General features: G+C 70.8%; 22 protein-coding genes. 19 read left to right on the forward strand and 3 right to left on the reverse strand.

What is annotated here, in order from left to right; genetic code table 11:
* Positions 1 to 24: 24 nt before the first annotated feature.
* Both ACTYVM_RS07895 and ACTYVM_RS07900 read right to left on the reverse strand, forming a co-directional pair.
* Positions 25 to 870 carry an ABC transporter permease gene (locus ACTYVM_RS07895; protein ID WP_445525205.1) on the reverse strand — a complete coding sequence of 282 codons (846 nt, stop codon included), beginning with the start codon at positions 868 to 870 and terminating at the stop codon, positions 25 to 27.
* The gene (locus ACTYVM_RS07900) at positions 867 to 1727 is read right to left on the reverse strand and encodes an ABC transporter ATP-binding protein (RefSeq protein WP_445525206.1); all 861 of its coding nucleotides are present in this window, start codon (positions 1725 to 1727) and stop codon (positions 867 to 869) included. The genes ACTYVM_RS07895 and ACTYVM_RS07900 overlap by 4 nt, the downstream gene beginning before the upstream one ends.
* Before the next feature lie 143 nt (positions 1728 to 1870).
* On the opposite strand from ACTYVM_RS07900, the gene ACTYVM_RS07905 reads away from it, so the two are divergent.
* The 17 genes from ACTYVM_RS07905 (at position 1871) to nusB (ending at position 18601) form a co-directional block, all read left to right on the forward strand.
* Complete coding sequence (locus tag ACTYVM_RS07905; protein ID WP_445525207.1) at positions 1871 to 2530, forward strand: vitamin K epoxide reductase family protein; 660 nt, start codon at positions 1871 to 1873, stop codon at positions 2528 to 2530.
* Positions 2531 to 2590: 60 nt separating this feature from the next.
* A complete protein-coding gene (locus ACTYVM_RS07910) occupies positions 2591 to 3946 on the forward strand; it encodes a replication-associated recombination protein A (protein ID WP_445525208.1) in 1356 nt (451 codons plus the stop codon).
* 348 nt (positions 3947 to 4294) lie between these two features.
* Positions 4295 to 4909, forward strand: a complete 615-nt coding sequence (gene rpsD / locus ACTYVM_RS07915) for a 30S ribosomal protein S4 (RefSeq protein ID WP_100567868.1) — start codon at positions 4295 to 4297, stop codon at positions 4907 to 4909.
* Positions 4910 to 5097: 188 nt separating this feature from the next.
* Positions 5098 to 5547, forward strand: coding sequence for a DUF948 domain-containing protein (locus ACTYVM_RS07920; protein WP_400031557.1), 450 nt, complete (start codon positions 5098 to 5100; stop codon positions 5545 to 5547).
* Between the two features lie 9 nt (positions 5548 to 5556).
* A complete protein-coding gene (locus ACTYVM_RS07925; RefSeq protein WP_445525209.1) occupies positions 5557 to 5931 on the forward strand; it encodes a hypothetical protein in 375 nt (124 codons plus the stop codon).
* The gene (alaS, locus tag ACTYVM_RS07930; protein ID WP_445525210.1) at positions 5931 to 8603 is read left to right on the forward strand and encodes an alanine--tRNA ligase; all 2673 of its coding nucleotides are present in this window, start codon (positions 5931 to 5933) and stop codon (positions 8601 to 8603) included. Before ACTYVM_RS07925 ends, alaS begins: the two co-directional genes overlap by 1 nt.
* Positions 8603 to 9067, forward strand: a complete 465-nt coding sequence (ruvX, locus tag ACTYVM_RS07935; RefSeq protein WP_445525211.1) for a Holliday junction resolvase RuvX — start codon at positions 8603 to 8605, stop codon at positions 9065 to 9067. The genes alaS and ruvX overlap by 1 nt, the downstream gene beginning before the upstream one ends.
* Positions 9068 to 9190: 123 nt before the next feature.
* On the forward strand, positions 9191 to 10960 hold the full coding sequence (gene mltG, locus ACTYVM_RS07940; RefSeq protein WP_445525212.1) for an endolytic transglycosylase MltG: 1770 nt from the start codon (positions 9191 to 9193) through the stop codon (positions 10958 to 10960).
* A complete protein-coding gene (locus ACTYVM_RS07945; RefSeq protein WP_445525213.1) occupies positions 10941 to 11780 on the forward strand; it encodes a shikimate dehydrogenase in 840 nt (279 codons plus the stop codon). The genes mltG and ACTYVM_RS07945 overlap by 20 nt, the downstream gene beginning before the upstream one ends.
* A 17-nt stretch (positions 11781 to 11797) precedes the next feature.
* Entirely contained in the window at positions 11798 to 11935 is a 138-nt protein-coding gene (locus ACTYVM_RS07950) for a hypothetical protein (protein WP_445525214.1), read from the forward strand.
* 271 nt (positions 11936 to 12206) lie between these two features.
* Positions 12207 to 13391 (forward strand): chorismate synthase, encoded by a 1185-nt coding sequence (aroC, locus tag ACTYVM_RS07955; RefSeq protein WP_445525215.1) that lies wholly within the window; start codon positions 12207 to 12209, stop codon positions 13389 to 13391.
* Positions 13392 to 13423: 32 nt separating this feature from the next.
* Positions 13424 to 13906 (forward strand): shikimate kinase, encoded by a 483-nt coding sequence (locus ACTYVM_RS07960; protein ID WP_400032039.1) that lies wholly within the window; start codon positions 13424 to 13426, stop codon positions 13904 to 13906.
* Positions 13903 to 14994, forward strand: coding sequence for a 3-dehydroquinate synthase (aroB, locus tag ACTYVM_RS07965; protein ID WP_445525216.1), 1092 nt, complete (start codon positions 13903 to 13905; stop codon positions 14992 to 14994). Before ACTYVM_RS07960 ends, aroB begins: the two co-directional genes overlap by 4 nt.
* 294 nt (positions 14995 to 15288) lie before the next feature.
* Positions 15289 to 16347, forward strand: coding sequence for an AAA family ATPase (locus ACTYVM_RS07970; protein ID WP_445525266.1), 1059 nt, complete (start codon positions 15289 to 15291; stop codon positions 16345 to 16347).
* Between the two features lie 84 nt (positions 16348 to 16431).
* Complete coding sequence (locus ACTYVM_RS07975; protein ID WP_445525217.1) at positions 16432 to 17541, forward strand: aminopeptidase P family protein; 1110 nt, start codon at positions 16432 to 16434, stop codon at positions 17539 to 17541.
* Between the two features lie 56 nt (positions 17542 to 17597).
* On the forward strand, positions 17598 to 18164 hold the full coding sequence (gene efp / locus ACTYVM_RS07980) for an elongation factor P (RefSeq protein WP_445525218.1): 567 nt from the start codon (positions 17598 to 17600) through the stop codon (positions 18162 to 18164).
* Positions 18165 to 18166: 2 nt separating this feature from the next.
* Positions 18167 to 18601: a transcription antitermination factor NusB gene (gene nusB / locus ACTYVM_RS07985; protein WP_445525219.1), complete on the forward strand. Its 435-nt coding sequence runs from the start codon at positions 18167 to 18169 to the stop codon at positions 18599 to 18601.
* Positions 18602 to 18849: 248 nt separating this feature from the next.
* Here the strand turns inward: nusB and bldD are convergent, their stop codons facing one another.
* Positions 18850 to 19353, reverse strand: a complete 504-nt coding sequence (gene bldD / locus ACTYVM_RS07990; protein ID WP_004990661.1) for a transcriptional regulator BldD — start codon at positions 19351 to 19353, stop codon at positions 18850 to 18852.
* 255 nt (positions 19354 to 19608) lie between these two features.
* Here bldD and pyrR point away from each other — a divergent pair, with 255 nt between their 5' ends.
* Positions 19609 to 20193, forward strand: a complete 585-nt coding sequence (pyrR, locus tag ACTYVM_RS07995) for a bifunctional pyr operon transcriptional regulator/uracil phosphoribosyltransferase PyrR (RefSeq protein WP_445525220.1) — start codon at positions 19609 to 19611, stop codon at positions 20191 to 20193.
* A 100-nt stretch (positions 20194 to 20293) separates the two neighbouring features.
* Positions 20294 to 21319: an aspartate carbamoyltransferase catalytic subunit gene (locus tag ACTYVM_RS08000; protein ID WP_445525221.1), complete on the forward strand. Its 1026-nt coding sequence runs from the start codon at positions 20294 to 20296 to the stop codon at positions 21317 to 21319.
* Position 21320: the final 1 nt, after the last annotated feature.

Raw genomic sequence — 21320 nt, forward strand, 5'->3', positions numbered from 1 at the left:
GACCGGGCCACCCGGCGCCCCTTCTCATCCCTTCCGCCGGTCCTTCCAGCGGAATGTCAGCAGGCACAGCACCAGTCCGCCGACGCACCAGGCCGCGAGCACCAGGGCGATCCGCCCGAACTCCCAGCTTCCCGCCTGCTCCAGCACCTGCGCCGAGTCCGGCAGGAACACTCCGCGCAGGCCCTGGCAGAGCCACTTCAGGGGGAACAGTGCGCCGATGTTCAGCATCCAGCCGGGGATGGTGTCGACCAGGATGTACACCCCGGAGATGAACTGGAGCACCAGGAACGGCAGGACGACCACCGAACTGGCGCTCTTCGCCGACCTGGGAACCGAACTGATCGCGATGCCGAGCAGGGCGCACCCGGTCAGGCCGAGCACGAAGATCCAGGCGAAGTCGAACCACAGGGCCGCGTCCGAGGGCAGACGGACGTCGTACAGCGTGGTGCCGACGAGCAGCAGGACCGCCGTCTCCAGGATCCCGGTGAACAGAACCAGCCAGATTTTCCCCAGGAAGTACGCCGTCGGCGGCATCGGCGTGCCGCGCAGCCGGCGCAGCACCTTCTCGTCCCGTTCCACGGCGATGGATATGCCCAGAGACTGGAAGCTGGTCGACATGATGCCCGAGGCCAGCATCGAGGGGACGTACAGCTGTGAGGCGGTGACGCCGGTGTCGCCGACCTTGTCGCGGAAGATCGACGCGAACAGGAACAGGAACACCACCGGGAAGGCGAAGGTGAACACCACCTGCTCGCGCTGCCGGAAGAACTGCCTGATCTCCAGGGCGCCCCGGTGCAGCCCGAGTCCCCATGCCCCGGGCACGCGCGAAGCCGCCGCCTCGGTGCGGGTCCGCGTGGCGGTCGTGGTCATCGCCCGTCCTCCTGTCCGGTCAGCCGGAGATAGACGTCCTCCAGCGTGGGGCGGCTCACCTTCAGGCCCGGTATCTCGCCGTCGAAGCGGCTCATGAGCCCGGCGACGGTCCTGGTGGGGGTCTCGGTGCGCTCGGTGTGCGGGGTGCCGTCGGGGTCCGTCCACTCGACGGTGGCGCCGGTACCGTGGCGTTCCCGCAGCGCGCCGGACGTGCCCTCGGCGACGATCCGGCCCCGGGCGACCACTGCCAGCCGGTCCGCGAGGGCCTCCGCCTCCTCCAGGTAGTGCGTGGTCAGCAGGATCGTCGTGCCGTCGTGGGCGAGGCTGCGGATCAGGGCCCAGAACCGGCGCCGGGCCGCCGGGTCGAAACCGGTCGTCGGCTCGTCCAGAAGCAGCAGCTCGGGGCCGCCGATCACCCCGAGCGCCACGTCCAGCCGACGACGCTGGCCGCCCGAAAGCGCCTTGATCCGGCTCGTCGCCTTCGTCTCCAGGCCGACCAGGGCGATGACCTCGTCGGGGTCGCGCGACCGTGGGTAGTACCGGGCGAAGTGCCGTACGGTCTCGCGGACCGTCAACTCCGCGGGCGCCGATTCGTCCTGCCAGACGATTCCGACGCGCGAGCGCCACGCGCGCGTGGCTCTCGCCGGGTCCGTCCCCAGGACCGAGACCTCGCCCGCGTCCCGTGAGCGGTGGCCCTGGAGGATCTCGACCGTGGTGGTCTTGCCGGCGCCATTGGGCCCGAGCAGGCCGAACACCTCACCCCTTCTGATGGCCAGGTCAATTCCGTCGACGGCGGTGACGTCCCCGTACTGCTTGCGCAGCCCCCGTACATCCACCGCCGGTTCGCTTCCTGTCATGGTCCGATCATCGTCCGGAATCGAACGTTCGGGTATGGCTGTGCACACCTTCGTGTGGACACCGGACGGTGGGCACACACGCGTGTGCGGCACAATGGCCGTGCCCGAAGAAGGTCCGACTCAAAAGTGACGGAATCGGCGTGATGAGCAAGACGACGACAGTCAAAGACGTCTCCGCGGAGTCCGAGCCGGAACGCGCGCTCTCCGCGCCGCGGACGGTGGGCGGCAGCCGCGCCTTCGCCCTGCTGCTGGTGATCACCGGAGCGGCCGGTCTGCTCGCCGCGTGGATCATCACGATCGACAAGCAGAAGATCCTCGAGGGCAAGCTCAGCGGCAAGACCTTCACACCGAGCTGCAGCCTCAACCCGATCGTGTCCTGCGGCAGCGTCATGGAGAGCAAGCAGGCCACCGTCTTCGGCTTCCCCAACCCGCTGCTCGGCCTGGTCGCCTACGGCATCGTCATCTGCGTCGGCATGAGCCTGCTCGCCCGCACCAGCTTCCCGCGCTGGTACTGGGTGACGTTCAACCTCGGCACGCTCTTCGGCGTCTGCTTCGTCACCTGGCTCCAGTTCCAGTCGCTGTACCGGATCAACGCGCTGTGCCTGTGGTGCTCGCTGGCCTGGGTGGCCACGATCGTCATGTTCTGGTACGTGACCTCCTTCAACATCCGCAACGACTTCCTGCCCGCCCCGCGCCCGGTGAAGAACTTCCTCGCCGAGTTCACCTGGGTCCTGCCGGTCACGCACTGCGGAGTCGTCGTCATGCTGATCCTGACCCGCTGGGGCACGAGCCTGTGGGCCTGAGCCGGAGCCGGTGATCCACCGTCCGGCCGTGTTGTCGGAGGTGTGCCATAGGGTTTCAGCGTGGAGCCCGACCTGTTCACCGCCGCAAGTGAAGAACGCCAGGAGAAGGACCCGGCCGCGAGTCCCCTGGCGGTCCGGATGCGCCCGCGCACCCTCGACGAGGTGGTGGGCCAGCAGCATCTGCTCAAGCCCGGCTCGCCGCTGCGCCGGCTGGTCGGTGAGGGAGCGGGCGGTCCCGCGGGACCCTCGTCGGTGATCCTGTGGGGTCCGCCCGGCACCGGCAAGACCACCCTGGCGTACGTGGTCTCCAAGGCCACGAACAAGCGCTTCGTGGAGCTGTCGGCGATCACCGCGGGCGTCAAGGAGGTCCGCGCGGTCATCGACGGCGCCCGCCGCGCCTCCGGCGGGTACGGCAAGGAGACCGTCCTCTTCCTGGACGAGATCCACCGTTTCAGCAAGGCCCAGCAGGACTCCCTGCTCCCGGCGGTCGAGAACCGCTGGGTGACCCTGATCGCGGCCACCACGGAGAACCCGTACTTCTCGGTGATCTCCCCGCTGCTCTCCCGCTCGCTCCTGCTCACCCTCGAACCGCTCACCGACGACGACGTCCGCGGTCTGCTCCGCCGCGCGCTCACCGACGAGCGCGGCCTGAGGTCGGCCGTCGGCCTCGCCGAGGACACCGAGAGCCATCTGCTGCGCATCGCCGGCGGCGACGCCCGCCGCGCCCTGACCGCCCTGGAGGCCGCCGCCGGGGCCGCCCTCGACAAGGGCGAGAGCGAGATCGGCCTGACCACGCTGGAGGAGACCGTCGACCGGGCCGCGGTGAAGTACGACCGCGACGGCGACCAGCACTACGACGTCGCCAGCGCCCTGATCAAGTCCATCCGCGGCTCCGACGTCGACGCCGCCCTGCACTACCTGGCCCGGATGATCGAGGCCGGCGAGGACCCGCGGTTCATCGCCCGCCGCCTGATGATCTCCGCCAGTGAGGACATCGGCCTGGCCGACCCCCACGCGCTGCCCACGGCGGTCGCCGCCGCCCAGGCCGTCGCCATGATCGGTTTCCCCGAGGCCGCCCTGACCCTCAGCCACGCCACCATCGCGCTGGCCCTCGCCCCCAAGTCCAACGCGGCGACCACGGCGATCGGCGCCGCCCTGGACGACGTGCGCAAGGGACTGGCCGGACCGGTCCCGCCCCATCTGCGGGACGGGCACTACAAGGGGGCGGCCAAGCTCGGGCACGCGCAGGGGTACGTCTACCCGCACGACCTGCCCGAGGGCATCGCCGCCCAGCAGTACGCGCCGGACGCCCTGAAGGAGCGCGAGTACTACACCCCGGGCCGACACGGCGCCGAGGCGCGGTACGCGGACGCGGTGGAGTGGACCCGCAAGCACCTCGGTCGGAAGCGGTCCTGAGCGGCCTGTAGACTTCCTGGAAGCGCTGAGTTCCGTGTCCGGAACCCCGAAAGGGGAACCGGCGCCACCAGAGCGGGACATTCAGCCGGAACTCCGCCGTTCTGTCCAGGACGACGGGGATCCAGGAGCGTCGCGCACCGTCGAACGGTGTCGCGGGCAGCCCACCACCACCCGGAGTTCCGGGAACGGTCGGTGGGCCACTCGCGTGCTGCACGTATGTGCCCAGACCAGGGGAGCGGCTGCCCATCGGGCCCGGCAGGGTCCCGGCGGGTTTCCCCGGCTGCGGATGCGACCTCCCCTAACCCTGGTGAAGCCGTATTCGCACAGAAGACAAGAGGTGTTTGGTTCATGGCGAACCAGTCCCGCCCCAAGGTCAAGAAGTCGCGTGCCCTCGGTATCGCGCTGACCCCGAAGGCCGTCAAGTACTTCGAGGCGCGTCCCTACCCGCCGGGTGAGCACGGCCGTGGCCGCAAGCAGAACTCGGACTACAAGGTCCGTCTGCTCGAGAAGCAGCGTCTGCGCGCCCAGTACGACGTCAGCGAGCGTCAGCTCGTCCGCGCCTACGAGCGTGCCGCCAAGACGTCGATGAAGACCGGTGAAGCCCTGGTCATCGACCTCGAGAAGCGCCTTGACGCCCTGGTCCTGCGTTCGGGCATCGCCCGCACGATCTACCAGGCCCGCCAGATGGTCGTCCACGGCCACATCCAGGTCAACGGCAAGAAGGTCGACAAGCCGTCCTTCCAGGTCCGTCCCGACGACGTGGTCCAGGTCCGCGAGCGCAGCCGCGAGAAGACCCTCTTCCAGGTCTCCCGCGAGGGTGGCTTCGCCCCCGACGGCGAGACCCCCCGCTACCTCCAGGTGAACCTCAAGGCCCTGGCGTTCCGCCTGGACCGTGAGCCGAACCGCAAGGAGATCCCGGTGATCTGCGACGAGCAGCTCGTCGTCGAGTACTACGCCCGCTGATCACCGGCAGGTCGTAGTACCGCAGCACCACCTCGGCCCGCCGTCTCCCCGCCCTTCCGGGCGGGTGGGACGGCGGGCTCGCTCATGCCACCGGCACACGGGCATCAATCCGGTACGGAGCCCCACCCTCAGCGCGATAGGCTCGGAGCCACGACTTTCTCGATGTACAGGCACGTTTCAGGGAGCGGGTGCGCACAGTGTCCGGTGGAGAGGTGGCCGGGATCCTGGTGGCCGTGTTCTGGGCGATCCTGGTCTCCTTCCTCGCCGTCGCGCTGGCGAGGCTGGCCCAGACGCTCAAGGCGACCACCAGACTCGTGGCGGACGTGACCGACCAGGCCGTTCCACTGCTGGCCGAGGCCTCCCAGGCGGTGCGCTCCGCGCAGACCCAGATTGACCGCGTCGACGCCATCGCCTCGGACGTCCAGGAGGTCACGTCCAACGCCTCCGCGCTGTCGACCACCGTCGCCTCGACCTTCGGCGGCCCGCTGGTCAAGGTCGCGGCCTTCGGCTACGGCGTGCGCCGGGCGCTGGTCGGCCGCAAGGAGGACGTGCCCGGCAAGACGTCGAGGCGTACCGTGATCGTGGGCCGCACCGTCCCGGCCGCGCGGCGGGGGAAGCGGAACAACCGGGAGAAGTAAGGACTAGCGATGTTCCGCCGTACGTTCTGGTTCACCACCGGTGTCGCCGCCGGAGTGTGGGCCACCACCAAGGTCAACCGCAAACTCAGGCAGCTGACCCCCGAGAGCCTCGCCGCGACCGCGGCGACCAAGGCGGTCGAGGCCGGTCACCGGCTCAAGGACCGCGCCCTCGGCTTCGCGCTCGACGTCCGCGACAACATGGCCACGCGGGAGGCCGAACTCGGCGAGGCACTGGGCCTGAACGCCCCGGTCGACCCGGAACTGCCCCCGTCCAGGCGGCACACCGCCATCGAGAACCGCAACCAACCCAAGTACGTCGAGGACCCGGCGTCCTCGGAACACCCGTACACGACGTACTCGTACAACCGGAATGAGGACCACTGATGGAGTCGGCTGAGATCCGCCGCCGCTGGCTGAGCTTCTTCGAGGAGCGCGGGCACACCGTCGTCCCTTCGGCGTCGCTCATCGCCGACGACCCGACTCTGCTCCTCGTCCCGGCCGGCATGGTGCCCTTCAAGCCCTACTTCCTGGGTGAGGTCAAGCCGCCCTTCCCGCGCGCGACCAGCGTGCAGAAGTGCGTGCGCACGCCCGACATCGAAGAGGTCGGCAAGACCACCCGGCACGGCACCTTCTTCCAGATGTGCGGCAACTTCTCCTTCGGTGACTACTTCAAGGAGGGCGCCGTCAAGCTCGCCTGGGAGCTGCTCACCACGCCCCAGGACAAGGGCGGTTACGGCCTGGAGCCGGAGAAGCTCTGGATCACCGTCTACCAGGACGACGACGAGGCCGAGCGGCTCTGGCACGAGGTCGTCGGCGTGCCCAAGGAGCGCATCCAGCGCCTGGGCAAGAAGGACAACTTCTGGTCCATGGGCGTCCCCGGCCCGTGCGGCCCCTGCTCCGAGATCAACTACGACCGCGGCCCCGAGTTCGGCGCCGAGGGCGGTCCCGCCGTCAACGACGAGCGGTACGTGGAGATCTGGAACCTCGTCTTCATGCAGTTCGAGCGCGGCGAGGGCACCGGCAAGGACGACTTCGAGATCCTCGGCGACCTGCCGAGCAAGAACATCGACACCGGGCTCGGCCTGGAGCGGCTCGCCATGATTCTGCAGGGCGTGCAGAACATGTACGAGATCGACACGTCCATGGCCGTCATCAAGAAGGCCACCGAGCTGACCGGTGTCGCCTACGGCGAGGCCCACGTCTCCGACGTCTCGCTGCGCGTGGTCACCGACCACATGCGCACCGCCACCATGCTCATCGGCGACGGCGTCACCCCCGGAAACGAGGGCCGCGGGTACGTGCTGCGCCGCATCATGCGCCGCGCCATCCGCAACATGCGTCTGCTGGGTGCCACCGGTCCGGTCGTCAAGGACCTCATCGACGTCGTCATCGCCATGATGGGACAGCAGTACCCGGAGCTGGTCACCGACCGCGAGCGCATCGAGAAGGTCGCCCTCGCCGAGGAGGCCCGCTTCCTCAAGACCCTCAACGCCGGTACGAACGTGCTGGACAGCGCCGTCACCGAGACCAAGGCCACCGGCTCCGCCGTGCTGCCCGGCGACAAGGCCTTCCTGCTCCACGACACCTGGGGCTTCCCGATCGACCTCACCCTGGAGATGGCTGCCGAACAGGGCCTGTCCGTGGACGAGGACGGTTTCCGCCGCCTGATGAAGGAGCAGCGGGAGCGCGCCAAGGCCGACGCCCGGGCCAAGAAGACCGGCCACGCCGACCTCGGCGCCTACCGTGAGATCGCCGACTCCGCCGGCGAGACCGACTTCATCGGCTACACGGACACCGAGGGCGAGTCCACGATCGTCGGCATCCTCGTCGACGGAGCCTCCTCGCCGGCCGCCACCGAGGGCGACGAGGTCGAGATCGTCCTCGACCGCACCCCCTTCTACGCCGAGGGCGGCGGCCAGATCGGCGACACCGGCCGTATCAAGGTGGACTCCGGCGCCGTCATCGAGGTCCGCGACTGCCAGAAGCCGGTCCCGGGCGTGTACGTCCACAAGGGCGTCGTCCAGGTCGGCGAGGTCACCGTCGGCGCCAAGGCACACACCTCGATCGACTTCCGCCGCCGCAAGGCCATCGCCCGCGCCCACTCCGCCACGCACCTGACCCACCAGGCACTGCGGGACGCTCTCGGCCCGACGGCCGCCCAGGCCGGCTCCGAGAACCAGCCCGGCCGGTTCCGCTTCGACTTCGGCTCCCCGTCCGCCGTCCCGACGGCCGTGATGACCGACGTCGAGCAGAAGATCAACGAGGTGCTCGCCCGCGACCTCGACGTGCACGCCGAGGTCATGGGCATCGACGAGGCCAAGAAGCAGGGCGCCATCGCCGAGTTCGGCGAGAAGTACGGCGAGCGCGTACGCGTGGTGACCATCGGTGACTTCTCCAAGGAGCTGTGCGGCGGCACCCACGTGCACAACACCGCCCAGCTGGGCCTGGTGAAGCTGCTCGGCGAGTCGTCGATCGGTTCCGGGGTGCGCCGTATCGAGGCCCTGGTGGGCGTCGACGCCTACAACTTCCTCGCCCGTGAGCACACGGTCGTCGCCCAGCTCCAGGAGCTGGTCAAGGGCCGTCCGGAGGAGCTTCCGGAGAAGATCTCCGCCATGCTCGGCAAGCTGAAGGACGCCGAGAAGGAGATCGAGAAGTTCCGCGCCGAGAAGGTGCTCCAGGCCGCCGCCGGTCTCGCCGAGTCCGCCAAGGACGTCCGCGGTGTGGCCGTCGTCACGGGGCAGGTCCCGGACGGCACCACCCCGGACGACCTGCGCAAGCTGGTGCTCGACGTGCGCGGCCGGATCCAGGGCGGCCGGGCCGCCGTGGTCGCCCTGTTCACGGTGAACAACGGCAAGCCGCTCACGGTCATCGCCACCAACGAGGCGGCCCGCGAGCGCGGTCTGAAGGCCGGTGACCTGGTCCGTACGGCCGCCAAGACCCTCGGCGGCGGCGGTGGCGGCAAGCCGGACGTCGCCCAGGGCGGCGGGCAGAACCCGGCCGCCGTCGGCGAGGCCGTGGACGCCGTGGAGCGGCTCGTGGCGGAAACGGCCAAGTGATGAGAAGAGGACGTCGGCTCGCGATCGACGTCGGGGACGCCCGGATCGGGGTCGCCTCGTGCGACCCCGACGGGATCCTCGCCACCCCGGTGGAGACGGTTCCCGGCCGGGACGTCCCCGCGGCACACCGCCGCCTTCGGCAACTCGTCGCGGAGTACGAGCCGATCGAGGTCGTCGTCGGTCTCCCGCGCTCCCTCAAGGGCGGCGAGGGACCGGCCGCGGTCAAGGTCCGTGCCTTCGCCGGCGAGCTGGCCCAGGGCATCGCCCCGGTGCCGGTCCGCCTGGTGGACGAGCGGATGACCACGGTGACGGCCAGCCAGGGACTGCGCGCCTCCGGAGTGAAGTCCAGGAAGGGACGCTCCGTGATCGACCAGGCCGCGGCCGTCATCATCCTCCAGCAGGCCCTGGAATCCGAACGAGTGTCGGGGAAAGCACCCGGCGAGGGCGTCGAAGTGGTCATCTGATCGCGGTACGGTAACGTTCCGCGCGATGCGCCGGTGTTCGAACAGACGACGCACAGCAAGAGGCGGGACGGGAGCCGGGCCACACAGCCGTGGCACCCCGCGCCTCGCGGCTCTAGGGGATCGATGACTGAGTATGGCCGGGGTCCAGGCCCCGAACCGTGGCATCCGGAGGACCCGTTGTACGGGGACGGCGGATGGGGAGGACAGCAGGCCCAGGCGGGCCCGCAGTCCCCCTACGGTGGTGGGCCGCAGCACCATCCGCAGCAGCCGCAGCAACCGCAGTACGGCGAGTGGGGCCCCGGACAGTCCGATGGCTACGACGGGCAGTACCCGCAGCAGCACTACGGCGACCAGGGCCACCAGCAGGGCCAGCAGTACTACGATCCCCAGGGTCAGCAGAGTCAGCAGTACGGTCAGCAGGGTCAGCAGTACGGTCAGCAGCAGTACGACCAGCAGTACCCGGCGCACCTCCAGCAACAGGGATACGGCCAGGGCGGCTGGGACGGCGTCGGTGGGCAGCAGCAGCCCGCGTACCCCGCCGACCCGGCCGATCCGTACGGCCGGCAGGCCGGGGGCTACGGCGCGCAGCAGCCCGACCCCTACGGCACCCCCGAGGCCTACCCACCGCCGGAGCCGCCGAGCCGCCGGCGGGCCGAGCCGGAGCCGCGACCGGACTGGGATCCCGATCCCGAACCCGAACAGGACGAACACGCGTTCTTCGCGGACGGCGACGACGAGGACGACGACGACAGCGACGATCCGCACGAGGGCCGGGGACGGGGCGACCGCAAGGGGCGCGGCGGCAAGGGCAAGAAGCGCCGCAGCGGCTGTGCCTGCCTGGTCGTCGCCCTGGTGTTCAGCGGAGGTACGGTCGGAGTCCTCTACTACGGCTATCAGTTCTACCAAAACCATTTCGGCTCCGCCCCGGACTACTCGGGCGACGGAATCAACGAGATGGTGACCGTCGAGATCCCCAAGGGCGCGGGCGGCTACGACATCGGCCGGGTGCTGAAGACGGCGGGCGTGGTCAAGAGCGTCGACGCGTTCGTGGCGGCGCAGTCGCAGAACCCCAATGGCAACTCGATCCAGGATGGCATCTACACGCTGCGCAAGCAGATGTCGGCCGCCAGCGCGGTCGAACTGATGCTCAGTCCGAAGAGCCGCAGCAACCTGGTCCTCGCGGAGGGCCTGCGCAACGTGGCGGTCTACGCGTTGATCGACAAGCGCCTCGAACTGCCGGACGGCACCACGGCCGGCGTCGCGAAGAAGGAGTACAAGAACCTCGGCCTGCCCTCCTGGGCGCTGAACCATCCAAACCTGAAGGACCCGCTGGAAGGGTTCCTCTACCCCTCCAGCTACGCCGTCGCCAAGGGGCAGAAGCCCGAGGCCGTCCTGAAGGAGATGGTGGCGCGGGCCAACGGGAAGTACAACGAGTTGGGTCTGGAGAAGAAGGCCAAGGGCCTGGACCTCGAAGGGCCCTGGCAACTGCTCACCGTGGCGAGCCTGGTCCAGGCCGAGGGCAAGACGCACGACGACTTCCGCAAGATGTCGGAAGTGATCTACAACCGTCTGAAGCCGACCAACACCGAGACCAACCGGTTGCTGCAGTTCGACTCGACCTTCAATTACCTGAAGGGCCAGAGCAACATCCACATCAGCGAAAAAGAGATCAACAGCAACCACGACCCTTACAACACGTACACCCGCACGGGCCTGCCGCCCGGACCGATCGGAAACCCCGGCGACGAGGCGTTGAGTGCGGCATTGAATCCGACCCAGGACGGCTGGATCTATTTCGTGGCGACCGACGGCGCGCACAAGACCGAGTTCGCCAAGACGTACGCCGAGTTCCTCAAGCTCAAGGACAAGTTCGATGCCACCAAGGGCAACTGACGCCCGTCGGGCGGCTGTGCTCGGTTCGCCGATCGCCCACTCGCTCTCCCCGGTGCTGCACCGGGCGGCGTACGCGGAACTGGGGCTCGCGAACTGGTCCTACGACCGGTTCGAGATCGACGAGGCAGGTCTGCCCGCGTTCTTCGAGGACCTGGGACCCGAGTGGGCCGGGCTGTCGCTGACCATGCCGCTGAAGCGGGCGGTCATCCCGCTGCTCGACGAGATCAGCGACACCGCCGCCTCCGTCGAGGCGGTCAACACGGTCGTGTGCGCCGCGGACGGCCGCCGGGTCGGGGACAACACCGATGTGCCGGGCATGGTCGCCGCCCTGCGCGAGCACGGCATCGAGCAGGTCGGCTCGGCGGCGGTGCTCGGCGCCGGTGCCACCGCCTCCTCCGCGCTGGCCGCGCTCGCCCGCGTCTGCACCGGCGAGGTCGTCGCCTATGTCCGCAGCGAGGCCCGCGCGGCCGAGATGCGGCAGTGGGGTGAGCGGCTGGACGTCGAGGTCCGCACGGCGGACTGGGCGGACGCCGGGCAGGCTCTGAAGGCGCCCCTGGTGATCGCCACCACCCCGGCCGGCACGACGGACGCGCTCGCCGACGCCGTACCCGAGCGTCCCGCCACCCTCTTCGACGTCCTCTACGACCCGTGGCCCACGCCCCTCGCGGCCCGCTGGTCCATGGCCGGCGGCGCCGTCGTCAGCGGCCTCGATCTGCTGGTGCACCAGGCGGTCCTCCAGGTCGAACAGATGACGGGCTGCTCGCAGGCACCGCTCGACGCCATGCGCAAGGCGGGCGAACGCGCCCTCGCCGCCCGTTAGGGCCGCGCGCCGCCCTGGTGGACCTGCGCCCCGAGGCCGATCCCGAGATCGTGCTCCCGGCGATCCCGTCGCAGGCCACCGGCTGGTCCACGATCCCCGAGGCCGAGGTCCTCGACGCGACCGATCCCGGCAGCCACCGTCCCGACCGCGCCTGACCGGGGCGCGGCCCCGGCGCCGAACCCCCGGGCGCTGGGAGCCCGGTCCCGCCGCCCACGAGGTTCCGCCGGAGGCGCCAGGGGTGCCGCCCGTGCCCCGGAGACCGGGCCGCGCCCGTCCGCCTGCTGGACCGGCGGCCGGATCCCGGGGCCGGACGTGGGAGGATCGGAGACGGCACCCCGGGGTCGCGCACCCGGCCGTGCCGGCACCACGCGCGAGGACGCGCGTACGCAGGGGCAGTACCAGGGCGCGCGAGCATGAGGAGCACCGTTGAGCAGGTTGCGCTGGCTGACCGCGGGGGAGTCCCACGGCCCCGCACTCGTCGCCACGCTGGAGGGCCTTCCCGCCGGCGTGCCCATCACCACGGAGACGGTGGCGGACCATCTCGCACGGCGGCGCCTGGGCTATGGGCGCGGTGCCCGGATGAAGTTCGAACGGGACGAGGTCACCTTCCTCGGCGGCGTCCGGCACGGCCTCACCCTCGGCTCCCCGGTGGCGATCATGGTGGGCAACACCGAGTGGCCCAAGTGGGAGAAGGTCATGGCCGCCGACCCGGTCGACCCGGAGGAGCTGGCCGAGCTGGCGCGCAACGCGCCGCTGACCCGGCCCCGCCCCGGGCACGCCGATCTGGCGGGCATGCAGAAGTACGGCTTCGACGAGGCCCGGCCGGTGCTGGAGCGGGCCTCCGCCCGCGAGACCGCGGCCCGCGTCGCACTGGGTGCCGTGGCCCGGTCGTACCTGAAGGAGACCGCCGGCATCGAGATCGTCAGCCACGTCGTCGAACTGGCCGCGGCCAAGGCGCCCTACGGCGTGTACCCGACCCCGGCCGACGTGGAGAAGCTGGACGCGGACCCGGTGCGCTGCCTGGACGCGGACGCCTCCAAGGCGATGGTCGCGGAGATCGACCAGGCCCACAAGGACGGCGACACGCTCGGCGGCGTGGTGGAGGTGCTGGCGTACGGCGTGCCGGTGGGCCTGGGCTCCCACGTGCACTGGGACCGGCGGCTCGACGCCCGGCTCGCGGCCGCGCTCATGGGCATCCAGGCGATCAAGGGCGTCGAGGTCGGCGACGGCTTCGACCTGGCGCGGGTGCCCGGCTCCAAGGCCCATGACGAGATCGTCACCACCGACGACGGCATCCGGCGCGCGACGGGCCGCTCCGGCGGCACCGAGGGCGGGCTGACCACCGGCGAACTGCTGCGGGTGCGTGCCGCGATGAAGCCGATCGCGACCGTGCCGCGGGCCCTGCGGACCGTGGACGTCGCCACCGGCGAGGCCACGCAGGCCCACCACCAGCGCTCCGACGTGTGCGCGGTGCCGGCCGCCGGCATCGTGGCCGAGGCCATGGTGGCCCTCGTCCTCGCCGACGCCGTCGCGGAGAAGTTCGGCGGCGACAGCGTGCCGGAGACCCGCCGCAACGTGCGGTCGTACCTCGAGAACCTGGCGATCCGGTGACCGCGGCGCCGCTTCTCGTCCTGGTCGGCCCGATGGGCGTGGGCAAGTCCACGGTGGGACACCTGCTCGCCGACCGCCTGGGGGTCGCCTACCGGGACACCGACGACGACATCGTGGCCGGGCAGGGCCGCGCCATCTCCGAGATCTTCGTGGACGAGGGCGAGCCCGCCTTCCGCGCGATGGAGAAGGAGGCGGTGCGCCGGGCGCTGGCCGAGCACGACGGCGTGCTGGCCCTCGGCGGCGGCGCGGTCCTCGACGAGGACACGCGCGCGCTGCTCGCCGGAGCACGCGTGGTCTACCTGTCGATGGACGTCGAGGAGGCCGTCCGGCGCACCGGGCTCAACGTGGCCCGCCCGCTGCTCGCCGTCAACCCGCGCAAGCAGTGGCGCGAGTTGATGGAGGCCCGGCGGCACCTGTACGAGGAGGTCGCCACCGCGGTCGTGCCGACCGACGGGCGCACCCCGGAAGAGGTCACCCAAGCCGCCCTGGACGCACTGGAGTTGAAGGAAGCATGAGCGAGCCGGTCACGCGGATCCACATCGCCGGTACGGCCGGCACCGAGGCGTACGACGTCCTGGTCGGCCGTCAGCTCCTGGGTGAGCTCACCAGTTTGGTGGGCGCGAAGGCCAAGCGGGTCGCCGTGATCCACCCCGAGGCGCTCGCCGGGACCGGGGACGCGCTCCGCGCCGACCTGGCCGAGCAGGGCTACGAGGCCGTCGCCATCCAGGTGCCGAACGCGGAGGAGGCCAAGACCGCGGAGGTCGCCGCCTACTGCTGGAAGGCGCTCGGCCAGTGCGGGTTCACCCGCACCGACGTCATCGTGGGCGTGGGCGGCGGCGCCACCACCGACCTGGCCGGATTCGTGGCCGCCACCTGGCTGCGCGGGGTGCGCTGGATCGCCGTCCCGACCACCGTGCTGGCCATGGTGGACGCGGCCGTCGGCGGCAAGACCGGTATCAACACCGCCGAGGGCAAGAACCTCGTGGGCGCCTTCCACCCGCCCGCCGGCGTGCTGTGCGACCTCGCTGCCCTGGACTCCCTCCCGGTCCACGACTACGTGTCCGGACTGGCCGAGGTCATCAAGGCGGGCTTCATCGCCGACCCGGTGATCCTCGACCTCATCGAGTCGGACCCGGAGGCCGCCCGCACCCCGGCCGGCCCGCACACCGCCGAACTCGTCGAACGGTCCATCAGGGTCAAGGCGGAGGTCGTCTCCGCCGACCTCAAGGAGTCGGGCCTGCGCGAGATCCTCAACTACGGCCACACGCTGGGCCACGCGATCGAGAAGAACGAGCGGTACAAGTGGCGGCACGGCGCGGCGGTCGCCGTCGGCATGCACTTCGCCGCCGAACTCGGCCGCCTGGCGGGCCGGTTGGACGACGCCACGGCCGACCGCCACCGTACGATCCTCGAATCGGTGGGCCTGCCGCTGCACTACCGCTACGACCAGTGGCCCAAGCTGCTGGAGACGATGAAGGTCGACAAGAAGTCCCGTGGCGACCTGCTGCGCTTCATCGTCCTGGACGGGCTCGCCAAGCCCACCGTCCTGGAAGGCCCCGACCCGGCCGTGCTGCTCGGCGCGTACGGCGAGGTCGGGGAGTAAGTCCCACCTAGCGGCATCCGACCCGTTCTGCCTGCCGGGACGGGCACTTCGGACCGTCCCGGGCCGTTCACCACAGGGCGGCCGGGGACGGTACCGTTCGGTAGGCGGCGGGGCTCGGACCCGCTGCCGGCGCCCATCGCCCCGTACGAGACGGAGTCGCACCGGATGCAGCACGCAGTGGGTTCACCGCTGCCGCCGCCCCACCAGCCGGGGCACGGACCGGCCGCCGGCTGGTCGTCGGCCGCACATCAGCCGGGGCCGCGGTACCCGGGCGCGCCCCAGGGCTCCGCGCCCGTGCCCCCGCCGCCTCCGGCGTCGGGCTACCCCGGCGCCCCGGCCCCGCGACCGCCGGGCGGCCAACCGCCCGTTCCACCCCCGTCGGCTCCGCGCCCCCAGGGCCCACATCCCTCGGCTCCGCGCCCCCAGGGCCCACATCCCTCGGCTCCGCACCCGCAGGGCCCGCATCCGTCGGCTCCCCCACCGCGGAGTCCGCATCCCCAGGGCCCGCATCCGTCGGCTCCCCAACCACAGAGCCCGCATCCTCAGGGTCCGCCTCCGTCGGCTCCGCGTCCGCAGGGTCCGCGTCCTCAGGGCCCGCCCCCGGAGGCACCGCACCCCCGGAGTCCGCAGAGCCCGCAGAGCCCGCACCTCCAGGGACCCCATCAGCCGGCCCCCGTGGTCCCGCCGACTGCCGCGACTGCCGCGCCGGACGCCACCGGTCACGTGCGGCTGCCGCCGGGCGGCCCGGTCGGCATGCCCAGCGTGCCACCGGCCCAGACCGCGCCCGACCCGACGACCACCACGCTGGCGGTGCTGCTGATCGGACCGGCGGGCGCGGGCAAGACGAGCGTCGCCAAGTACTGGGCCGACCACCGCCGCGTGCCCACCGCGCACATCAGCCTCGACGACGTCCGCGAGTGGGTACGCTCCGGCTTCGCCGACCCGCAGTCGGGATGGAACGACCACTCCGAGGCGCAGTACCGGCTCGCCCGCCGCACCTGCGGCTTCGCCGCCCGCAACTTCCTCGCCAACGGCATCTCGTGCATCCTCGACGACGCCGTCTTCCCCGACCGCCCGGTGGTCGGGCTCGGTGGCTGGAAGCGTCATGTCGGCCCCGGCCTGCTCCCGGTCGTGCTGCTGCCCGGACTGGACATCGTCCTGGAGCGCAACGCCGAGCGCAGCGGCAACCGCCGGCTGACCGACGAGGAGGTCGCCCGTATCCACGGCCGCATGGCCGGCTGGTACGGCTCCGGCCTCCCCATCATCGACAACTCCCAACTCGACGTCCCGGCCACGGCCCGCGTCCTGGACGAGGTCCTGTCCCGAGCCATCGCCAGCCCCCCGAACTGGTAGCACGCGCCGCGAAGCCCGGGATCCGGCAGACCCACTCGGACCTCTCGAACGGCGATATTGAGCCATGACTCTTACGCTCGGTTCATGTCAGAGGTGTACGCGGCCCGCCGGACCCGGCTGAGGGAGCGCTGCAACGCGGGCGGCAGCGCGGCGGCCCTGGTGACTCGTCCCGCCAATGTGCGGTACCTGGCGGGAGCAGCCCCGCAGGGTGCCGTCCTGCTTCTCGGAAGGCGTGAGGACCTGCTGGTGTGCCAGAGCCCGCCGGACGACCGGCCCGGCGAGGTCCGGCCCGACGAGGCGCTGCCGGTGCAGGTCCTGCCCCAACCCTCCGGCGGCGACCCGGCCGTCGCCGCAGCCGACCACGCCCGGACCCAGGGCGCCGACTCGCTCGCCGTGGAGGAGCACCACCTCACGGTGGCCCGCTACCACGCCCTCGGCTCGGTGGCGCCCGGGCTGCGCCTGGCCGATCTGGGCTGTGCGGTCGAGCAGCTCAGGGTCGTCAAGGACGAGGAGGAGATCTCCTGTCTGAGGATCGGCGCCGAGATCGCCGACCAGGCCCTCGGCGAACTGCTGGAGTCGATCCTGGTCGGCCGCACCGAGCGCCATCTCGCCCTGGAGCTGGAGCGGCGGCTCGTCGACCACGGCGCCGACGGGCCCGCCTTCCCGACCTCCGTGGCCACCGGCCCGAACTCCGGCCGCCGCGGCCACCGGCCCACCGACCGGCGGGTCGAGGAGGGCGACTTCCTCACGGTGTGCCTGGGCGCCGCCTACCGCAGCTACCGCTGCGAGATCGGCCGCACCTTCGTGATCGGCACGTCTCCCGCGGACTGGCAGATTCAGCTCTACGACCTGGTCTTCGCCGCCCAGCGGGCCGGACGGGAGGCCCTGGCCCCCGGCGCCGCCTACCGCGATGTGGACCGCGCCGCACGCCAGGTACTGGATTCGGCCGGGTTCGCCGAGAGCCTGCAACCCCTCACCGGGCACGGGGTCGGACTAGAAATCGACGAGGACCCGCAGCTGGCCCCTTCAGCCATGGGTAAACTGGACGCTTGCGTGCCGGTCACCGTCGAACCGGGGGTCCACCTCCCGGGCCGGGGCGGTGTCCGGATCGATGACACGCTCGTCGTACGCCCCGAGGCGGACGGCGGACCCGAGCTACTCACCATCACGACCAAGGAGCTCCTCGCGCTCTAGCCTCGCGCTGTGCGCCTGCCCCGGGGTCGTACGTCAGTCCAGGAGATTCCGCAACCGTGGCTTCCACGAACGACCTCAAGAACGGCATGGTGCTCAAGCTCGAAGGCGGCCAGCTCTGGTCCGTCGTCGAGTTCCAGCACGTCAAGCCTGGCAAGGGCCCGGCCTTCGTGCGCACCAAGCTCAAGAACGTGCTCTCCGGGAAGACCGTCGACAAGACGTTCAACGCCGGCGTCAAGGTCGAAACGGCCACCGTCGACAAGCGTGACATGCAGTTCTCCTACATGGACGGCGACTACTTCGTCTTCATGGACATGGAGACCTACGACCAGCTGCACGTCGACCGCAAGGCCGTCGGCGACACCGCCAACTTCCTGATCGAGGGCTTCGAGGCCACCGTCGCCCAGCACGAGGGCGAGGTGCTCTTCGTCGAGCTGCCCGCCGCTGTCGAGCTGACCGTCGCCGAGACCGAGCCGGGTGTCCAGGGCGACCGCTCCACCGGTGGCACCAAGCCCGCCACCCTGGAGACCGGCCACCAGATCCAGGTCCCGCTCTTCATCACCACCGGTGAGAAGATCAAGGTCGACACCCGCACCAGCGACTACCTCGGCCGGGTGAACAGCTAACCGTGGCTGCCCGCAACACGGCCCGCAAGCGTGCCTTCCAGATCCTCTTCGAGGGCGACCAGCGCGGTGCCGACGTCCTGACGGTCCTCGCCGACTGGATCCGGCTGTCCCGGACCGACACCCGGCAGCCACCGGTGAGCGAGTACACGATGCAGCTCGTCGAAGGCTACGCGGAGCACGCGACCCGGATCGACGAGCTGATCGCGCAGTACGCGGTCGGCTGGACGCTGGACCGCATGCCGGTCGTCGACCGCAACATCCTGCGGCTCGGCGCGTACGAGCTGGTCTGGGTCGACGAGACCCCGGACGCCGTCGTGCTGGACGAGATGGTGCAGCTGGCGAAGGAGTTCTCCACGGACGAGTCGCCTTCGTTCGTCAACGGCCTGCTGGGCCGTCTGAAGGAGCTCAAGCCCTCGCTCCGACGCGACCAGGCGTGACAAGGAGCCGGCCCGCCCGGGCCGGCTCCGGACGGACTCGCAGGGCCCGCAGCACGACTGCTGCGGGCCCCTCGGCGTCCGTGCGCAGGCCCCCGGGCCCCGTCGACCGCGTCCGCCCCACCAGGGCGCGTCCGTCCGCTCAAGGCCGCGTCCGTCCCTTCAGGGCCTGCGGAAAAGCCACCGGGGTGGCCGGAATCTTCTGGTTCCGGCCACCCCGGCGGCACGTTTCTGCTGGGTCTGCGGAGCGGTCAGCTCTCCTCGTGGGACGCCACCGCGCGGCGCGCGTCCGCGTCCAGCACGCCCCAGCTGATCAGCTGCTCGGTGAGGACCGAGGGCGACTGGTCGTAGATGACGGCGAGTGTGCGCAGGTCGTCCTGGCGGATGGAGAGCACCTTGCCGTTGTAGTCACCGCGCTGCGACTGGATCGTCGCGGCGTACCGCTGCAGCGGGCCCGCCTTCTCGGCCGGCACCGTGGCCAGCCGCTCCAGGTCGAGGACCAGCTTCGGCGGGGGCTCGGCGGCGCCGCCCGGGGTGGTGCCCGGCAGCAGCTCCTGCACCGGAACCCCGTAGAAGTCCGCCAGCTCGGCGAGGCGCTGCACGGTCACGGCGCGGTCGCCGCGCTCGTACGAACCGACTACGACCGCCTTCCAGCGTCCCTGGCTCTTCTCCTCGACACCGTGGAGGGAAAGGCCCTGCTGTGTGCGGATCGCCCGGAGCTTGGCCCCGAGCTGTTTGGCGTATTCGCTGGACATATGGCTCCCCGGACACTGTGTCGACGCGACTTGCTTCCCTGCCACGCCGCGCGGCTGGTAACTCACTGTGAGGTTACGCAGCGTTACTCTGCCGCGTCAAGCCGAATGGTCCGCAGCGCCGCTTCCGTGGTAACCGCGGCGGGTTGCGCCAAGGGGGTGATCGAAGGAGGCCTCCGGCACCTGGTAGCGTGTATGGCGCAATTCCGACGTCCTTTAAGGTCCGTCCCGTGAGGCGGAGAAGGAGGTCCGTTTCGTATGGACACGCACGCGAACGCGCAAGCCTCAGATGCCCGGCCCGTTCTCGAGGGACCCGACATCGGGCGGGTACTGACCCGCATCGCCCACGAGATCGTCGAGCGCGCCAAGGGCGCCGACGACGTGGTGCTCCTCGGCATTCCGACCCGGGGCGTCTTCCTCGCCCAGCGGCTCGCCGCCAAACTCGAGCAGATCACCGAGCGCAAGCTCCCCTGCGGCTCGCTCGACATCACCATGTACCGCGACGACCTGCGCATGCAGCCCCCGCGCGCGCTGGCCCGCACCGAGATCCCCGGTGACGGCGTCGACGGCCGCCTGGTCGTCCTCGTCGACGACGTGCTCTTCTCGGGCCGCACCATCCGCGCCGCCCTCGACGCCCTGAACGACATCGGGCGCCCGCGCGCGGTGCAGCTCGCCGTCCTCGTCGACCGCGGCCACCGCGAACTGCCGATCCGCGCCGACTACGTCGGCAAGAACCTCCCCACGTCGCTGCGGGAGACGGTCAAGGTCCTGCTCGCCGAGGAGGACGGTCGCGACACCGTGCTGCTCGGCGCCAAGCCGGCCGCCCAGGGCGAACAGCCGTAACACGCGCGCGTACGCACCGCCGTACGCCCCCCGCGTGTGCCCTCGCACGCGCCCGTCTGCCCCAATTCTCCCGAATGAACCGCCTTACGGAGCCTGACAGATGCAGCGTCATCTCATCTCGGCCGCCGACCTCACCCGCGACGACGCCGTCCTGATCCTCGACACCGCCGAGGAGATGGCCCGGGTCGCCGACCGGCCGATCAAGAAACTGCCGACCCTGCGCGGCCGCACCGTCGTCAACCTCTTCTTCGAGGACTCCACCCGCACCCGGATCTCCTTCGAGGCCGCGGAGAAGCGGCTGTCCGCGGACGTCATCAACTTCACCGCCAAGGGGTCGTCGGTGTCCAAGGGCGAGTCCCTGAAGGACACCGCCCAGACCCTGGAGGCCATGGGCGTCGACGCCGTGGTCATCCGGCACGGCGCCTCGGGGGCCCCGTACCGGCTGGCCAACTCCGGCTGGATCGACGCCGCCGTCATCAACGCGGGCGACGGCACCCACCAGCACCCCACCCAGGCCCTGCTCGACGCCTTCACCCTGCGCCGCCGGCTGGTCGGCAGGGACGCGGGCCTCGGCCACGACCTGTCCGGCCGGCACGTCACCCTCGTCGGCGACGTGCTGCACAGCCGGGTGGCCCGGTCCAACGTCGACCTGCTCCACACCCTCGGCGCCGACGTCACCCTGGTCGCCCCGCCGACCCTGCTGCCGGTCGGCGTCGAGACCTGGCCCTGTGAGGTCTCCTACGACCTCGACGCCACGCTGCCCAAGTCCGACGCCGTGATGATGCTCCGCGTGCAGCGCGAGCGGATGAACGCCGCCTTCTTCCCGACCGAGCGCGAGTACTCGCGGCGCTACGGTCTTGACGGCGACCGCATGGCGAGGATGCCCGAGCACGCCATCGTGATGCACCCCGGCCCGATGGTCCGCGGCATGGAGATCACCGCCGAGGTCGCCGACTCCGACCGCTGCACCGCCGTCGAGCAGGTCGCCAACGGCGTCTCCATCCGCATGGCCGTGCTGTACCTGCTGCTCGGCGGCATGGAACCCGCCCCCCAAACCCGCCCGCCCGTCTCCCACCACCCCTCTGACGAGCGCTCCGCGCGCACCTCTTTCGCCGAGGAGAAGTAAC

The sequence above is a fragment of the Streptomyces cyslabdanicus genome (assembly GCF_052663305.1).

What these genes read in the sequence shown, in the direction of transcription:
- ACTYVM_RS07895 (WP_445525205.1), bottom strand. Translation starts at nt 870, where the DNA reads ATGACCACGACCGCCACGCGGACCCGCACCGAGGCGGCGGCTTCGCGC.
- ACTYVM_RS07960 (WP_400032039.1), top strand. Translation starts at nt 13,424, where the DNA reads ATGGGCGTGGGCAAGTCCACGGTGGGACACCTGCTCGCCGACCGCCTG.
- ACTYVM_RS07900 (WP_445525206.1), bottom strand. Translation starts at nt 1,727, where the DNA reads ATGACAGGAAGCGAACCGGCGGTGGATGTACGGGGGCTGCGCAAGCAG.
- mltG (WP_445525212.1), top strand. Translation starts at nt 9,191, where the DNA reads ATGACTGAGTATGGCCGGGGTCCAGGCCCCGAACCGTGGCATCCGGAG.
- ACTYVM_RS07945 (WP_445525213.1), top strand. Translation starts at nt 10,941, where the DNA reads ATGCCACCAAGGGCAACTGACGCCCGTCGGGCGGCTGTGCTCGGTTCG.
- ACTYVM_RS07925 (WP_445525209.1), top strand. Translation starts at nt 5,557, where the DNA reads ATGTTCCGCCGTACGTTCTGGTTCACCACCGGTGTCGCCGCCGGAGTG.
- aroB (WP_445525216.1), top strand. Translation starts at nt 13,903, where the DNA reads ATGAGCGAGCCGGTCACGCGGATCCACATCGCCGGTACGGCCGGCACC.
- alaS (WP_445525210.1), top strand. Translation starts at nt 5,931, where the DNA reads ATGGAGTCGGCTGAGATCCGCCGCCGCTGGCTGAGCTTCTTCGAGGAG.
- bldD (WP_004990661.1), bottom strand. Translation starts at nt 19,353, where the DNA reads ATGTCCAGCGAATACGCCAAACAGCTCGGGGCCAAGCTCCGGGCGATC.
- ACTYVM_RS07975 (WP_445525217.1), top strand. Translation starts at nt 16,432, where the DNA reads ATGTCAGAGGTGTACGCGGCCCGCCGGACCCGGCTGAGGGAGCGCTGC.
- pyrR (WP_445525220.1), top strand. Translation starts at nt 19,609, where the DNA reads ATGGACACGCACGCGAACGCGCAAGCCTCAGATGCCCGGCCCGTTCTC.
- rpsD (WP_100567868.1), top strand. Translation starts at nt 4,295, where the DNA reads ATGGCGAACCAGTCCCGCCCCAAGGTCAAGAAGTCGCGTGCCCTCGGT.
- ruvX (WP_445525211.1), top strand. Translation starts at nt 8,603, where the DNA reads ATGAGAAGAGGACGTCGGCTCGCGATCGACGTCGGGGACGCCCGGATC.
- ACTYVM_RS08000 (WP_445525221.1), top strand. Translation starts at nt 20,294, where the DNA reads ATGCAGCGTCATCTCATCTCGGCCGCCGACCTCACCCGCGACGACGCC.
- ACTYVM_RS07905 (WP_445525207.1), top strand. Translation starts at nt 1,871, where the DNA reads ATGAGCAAGACGACGACAGTCAAAGACGTCTCCGCGGAGTCCGAGCCG.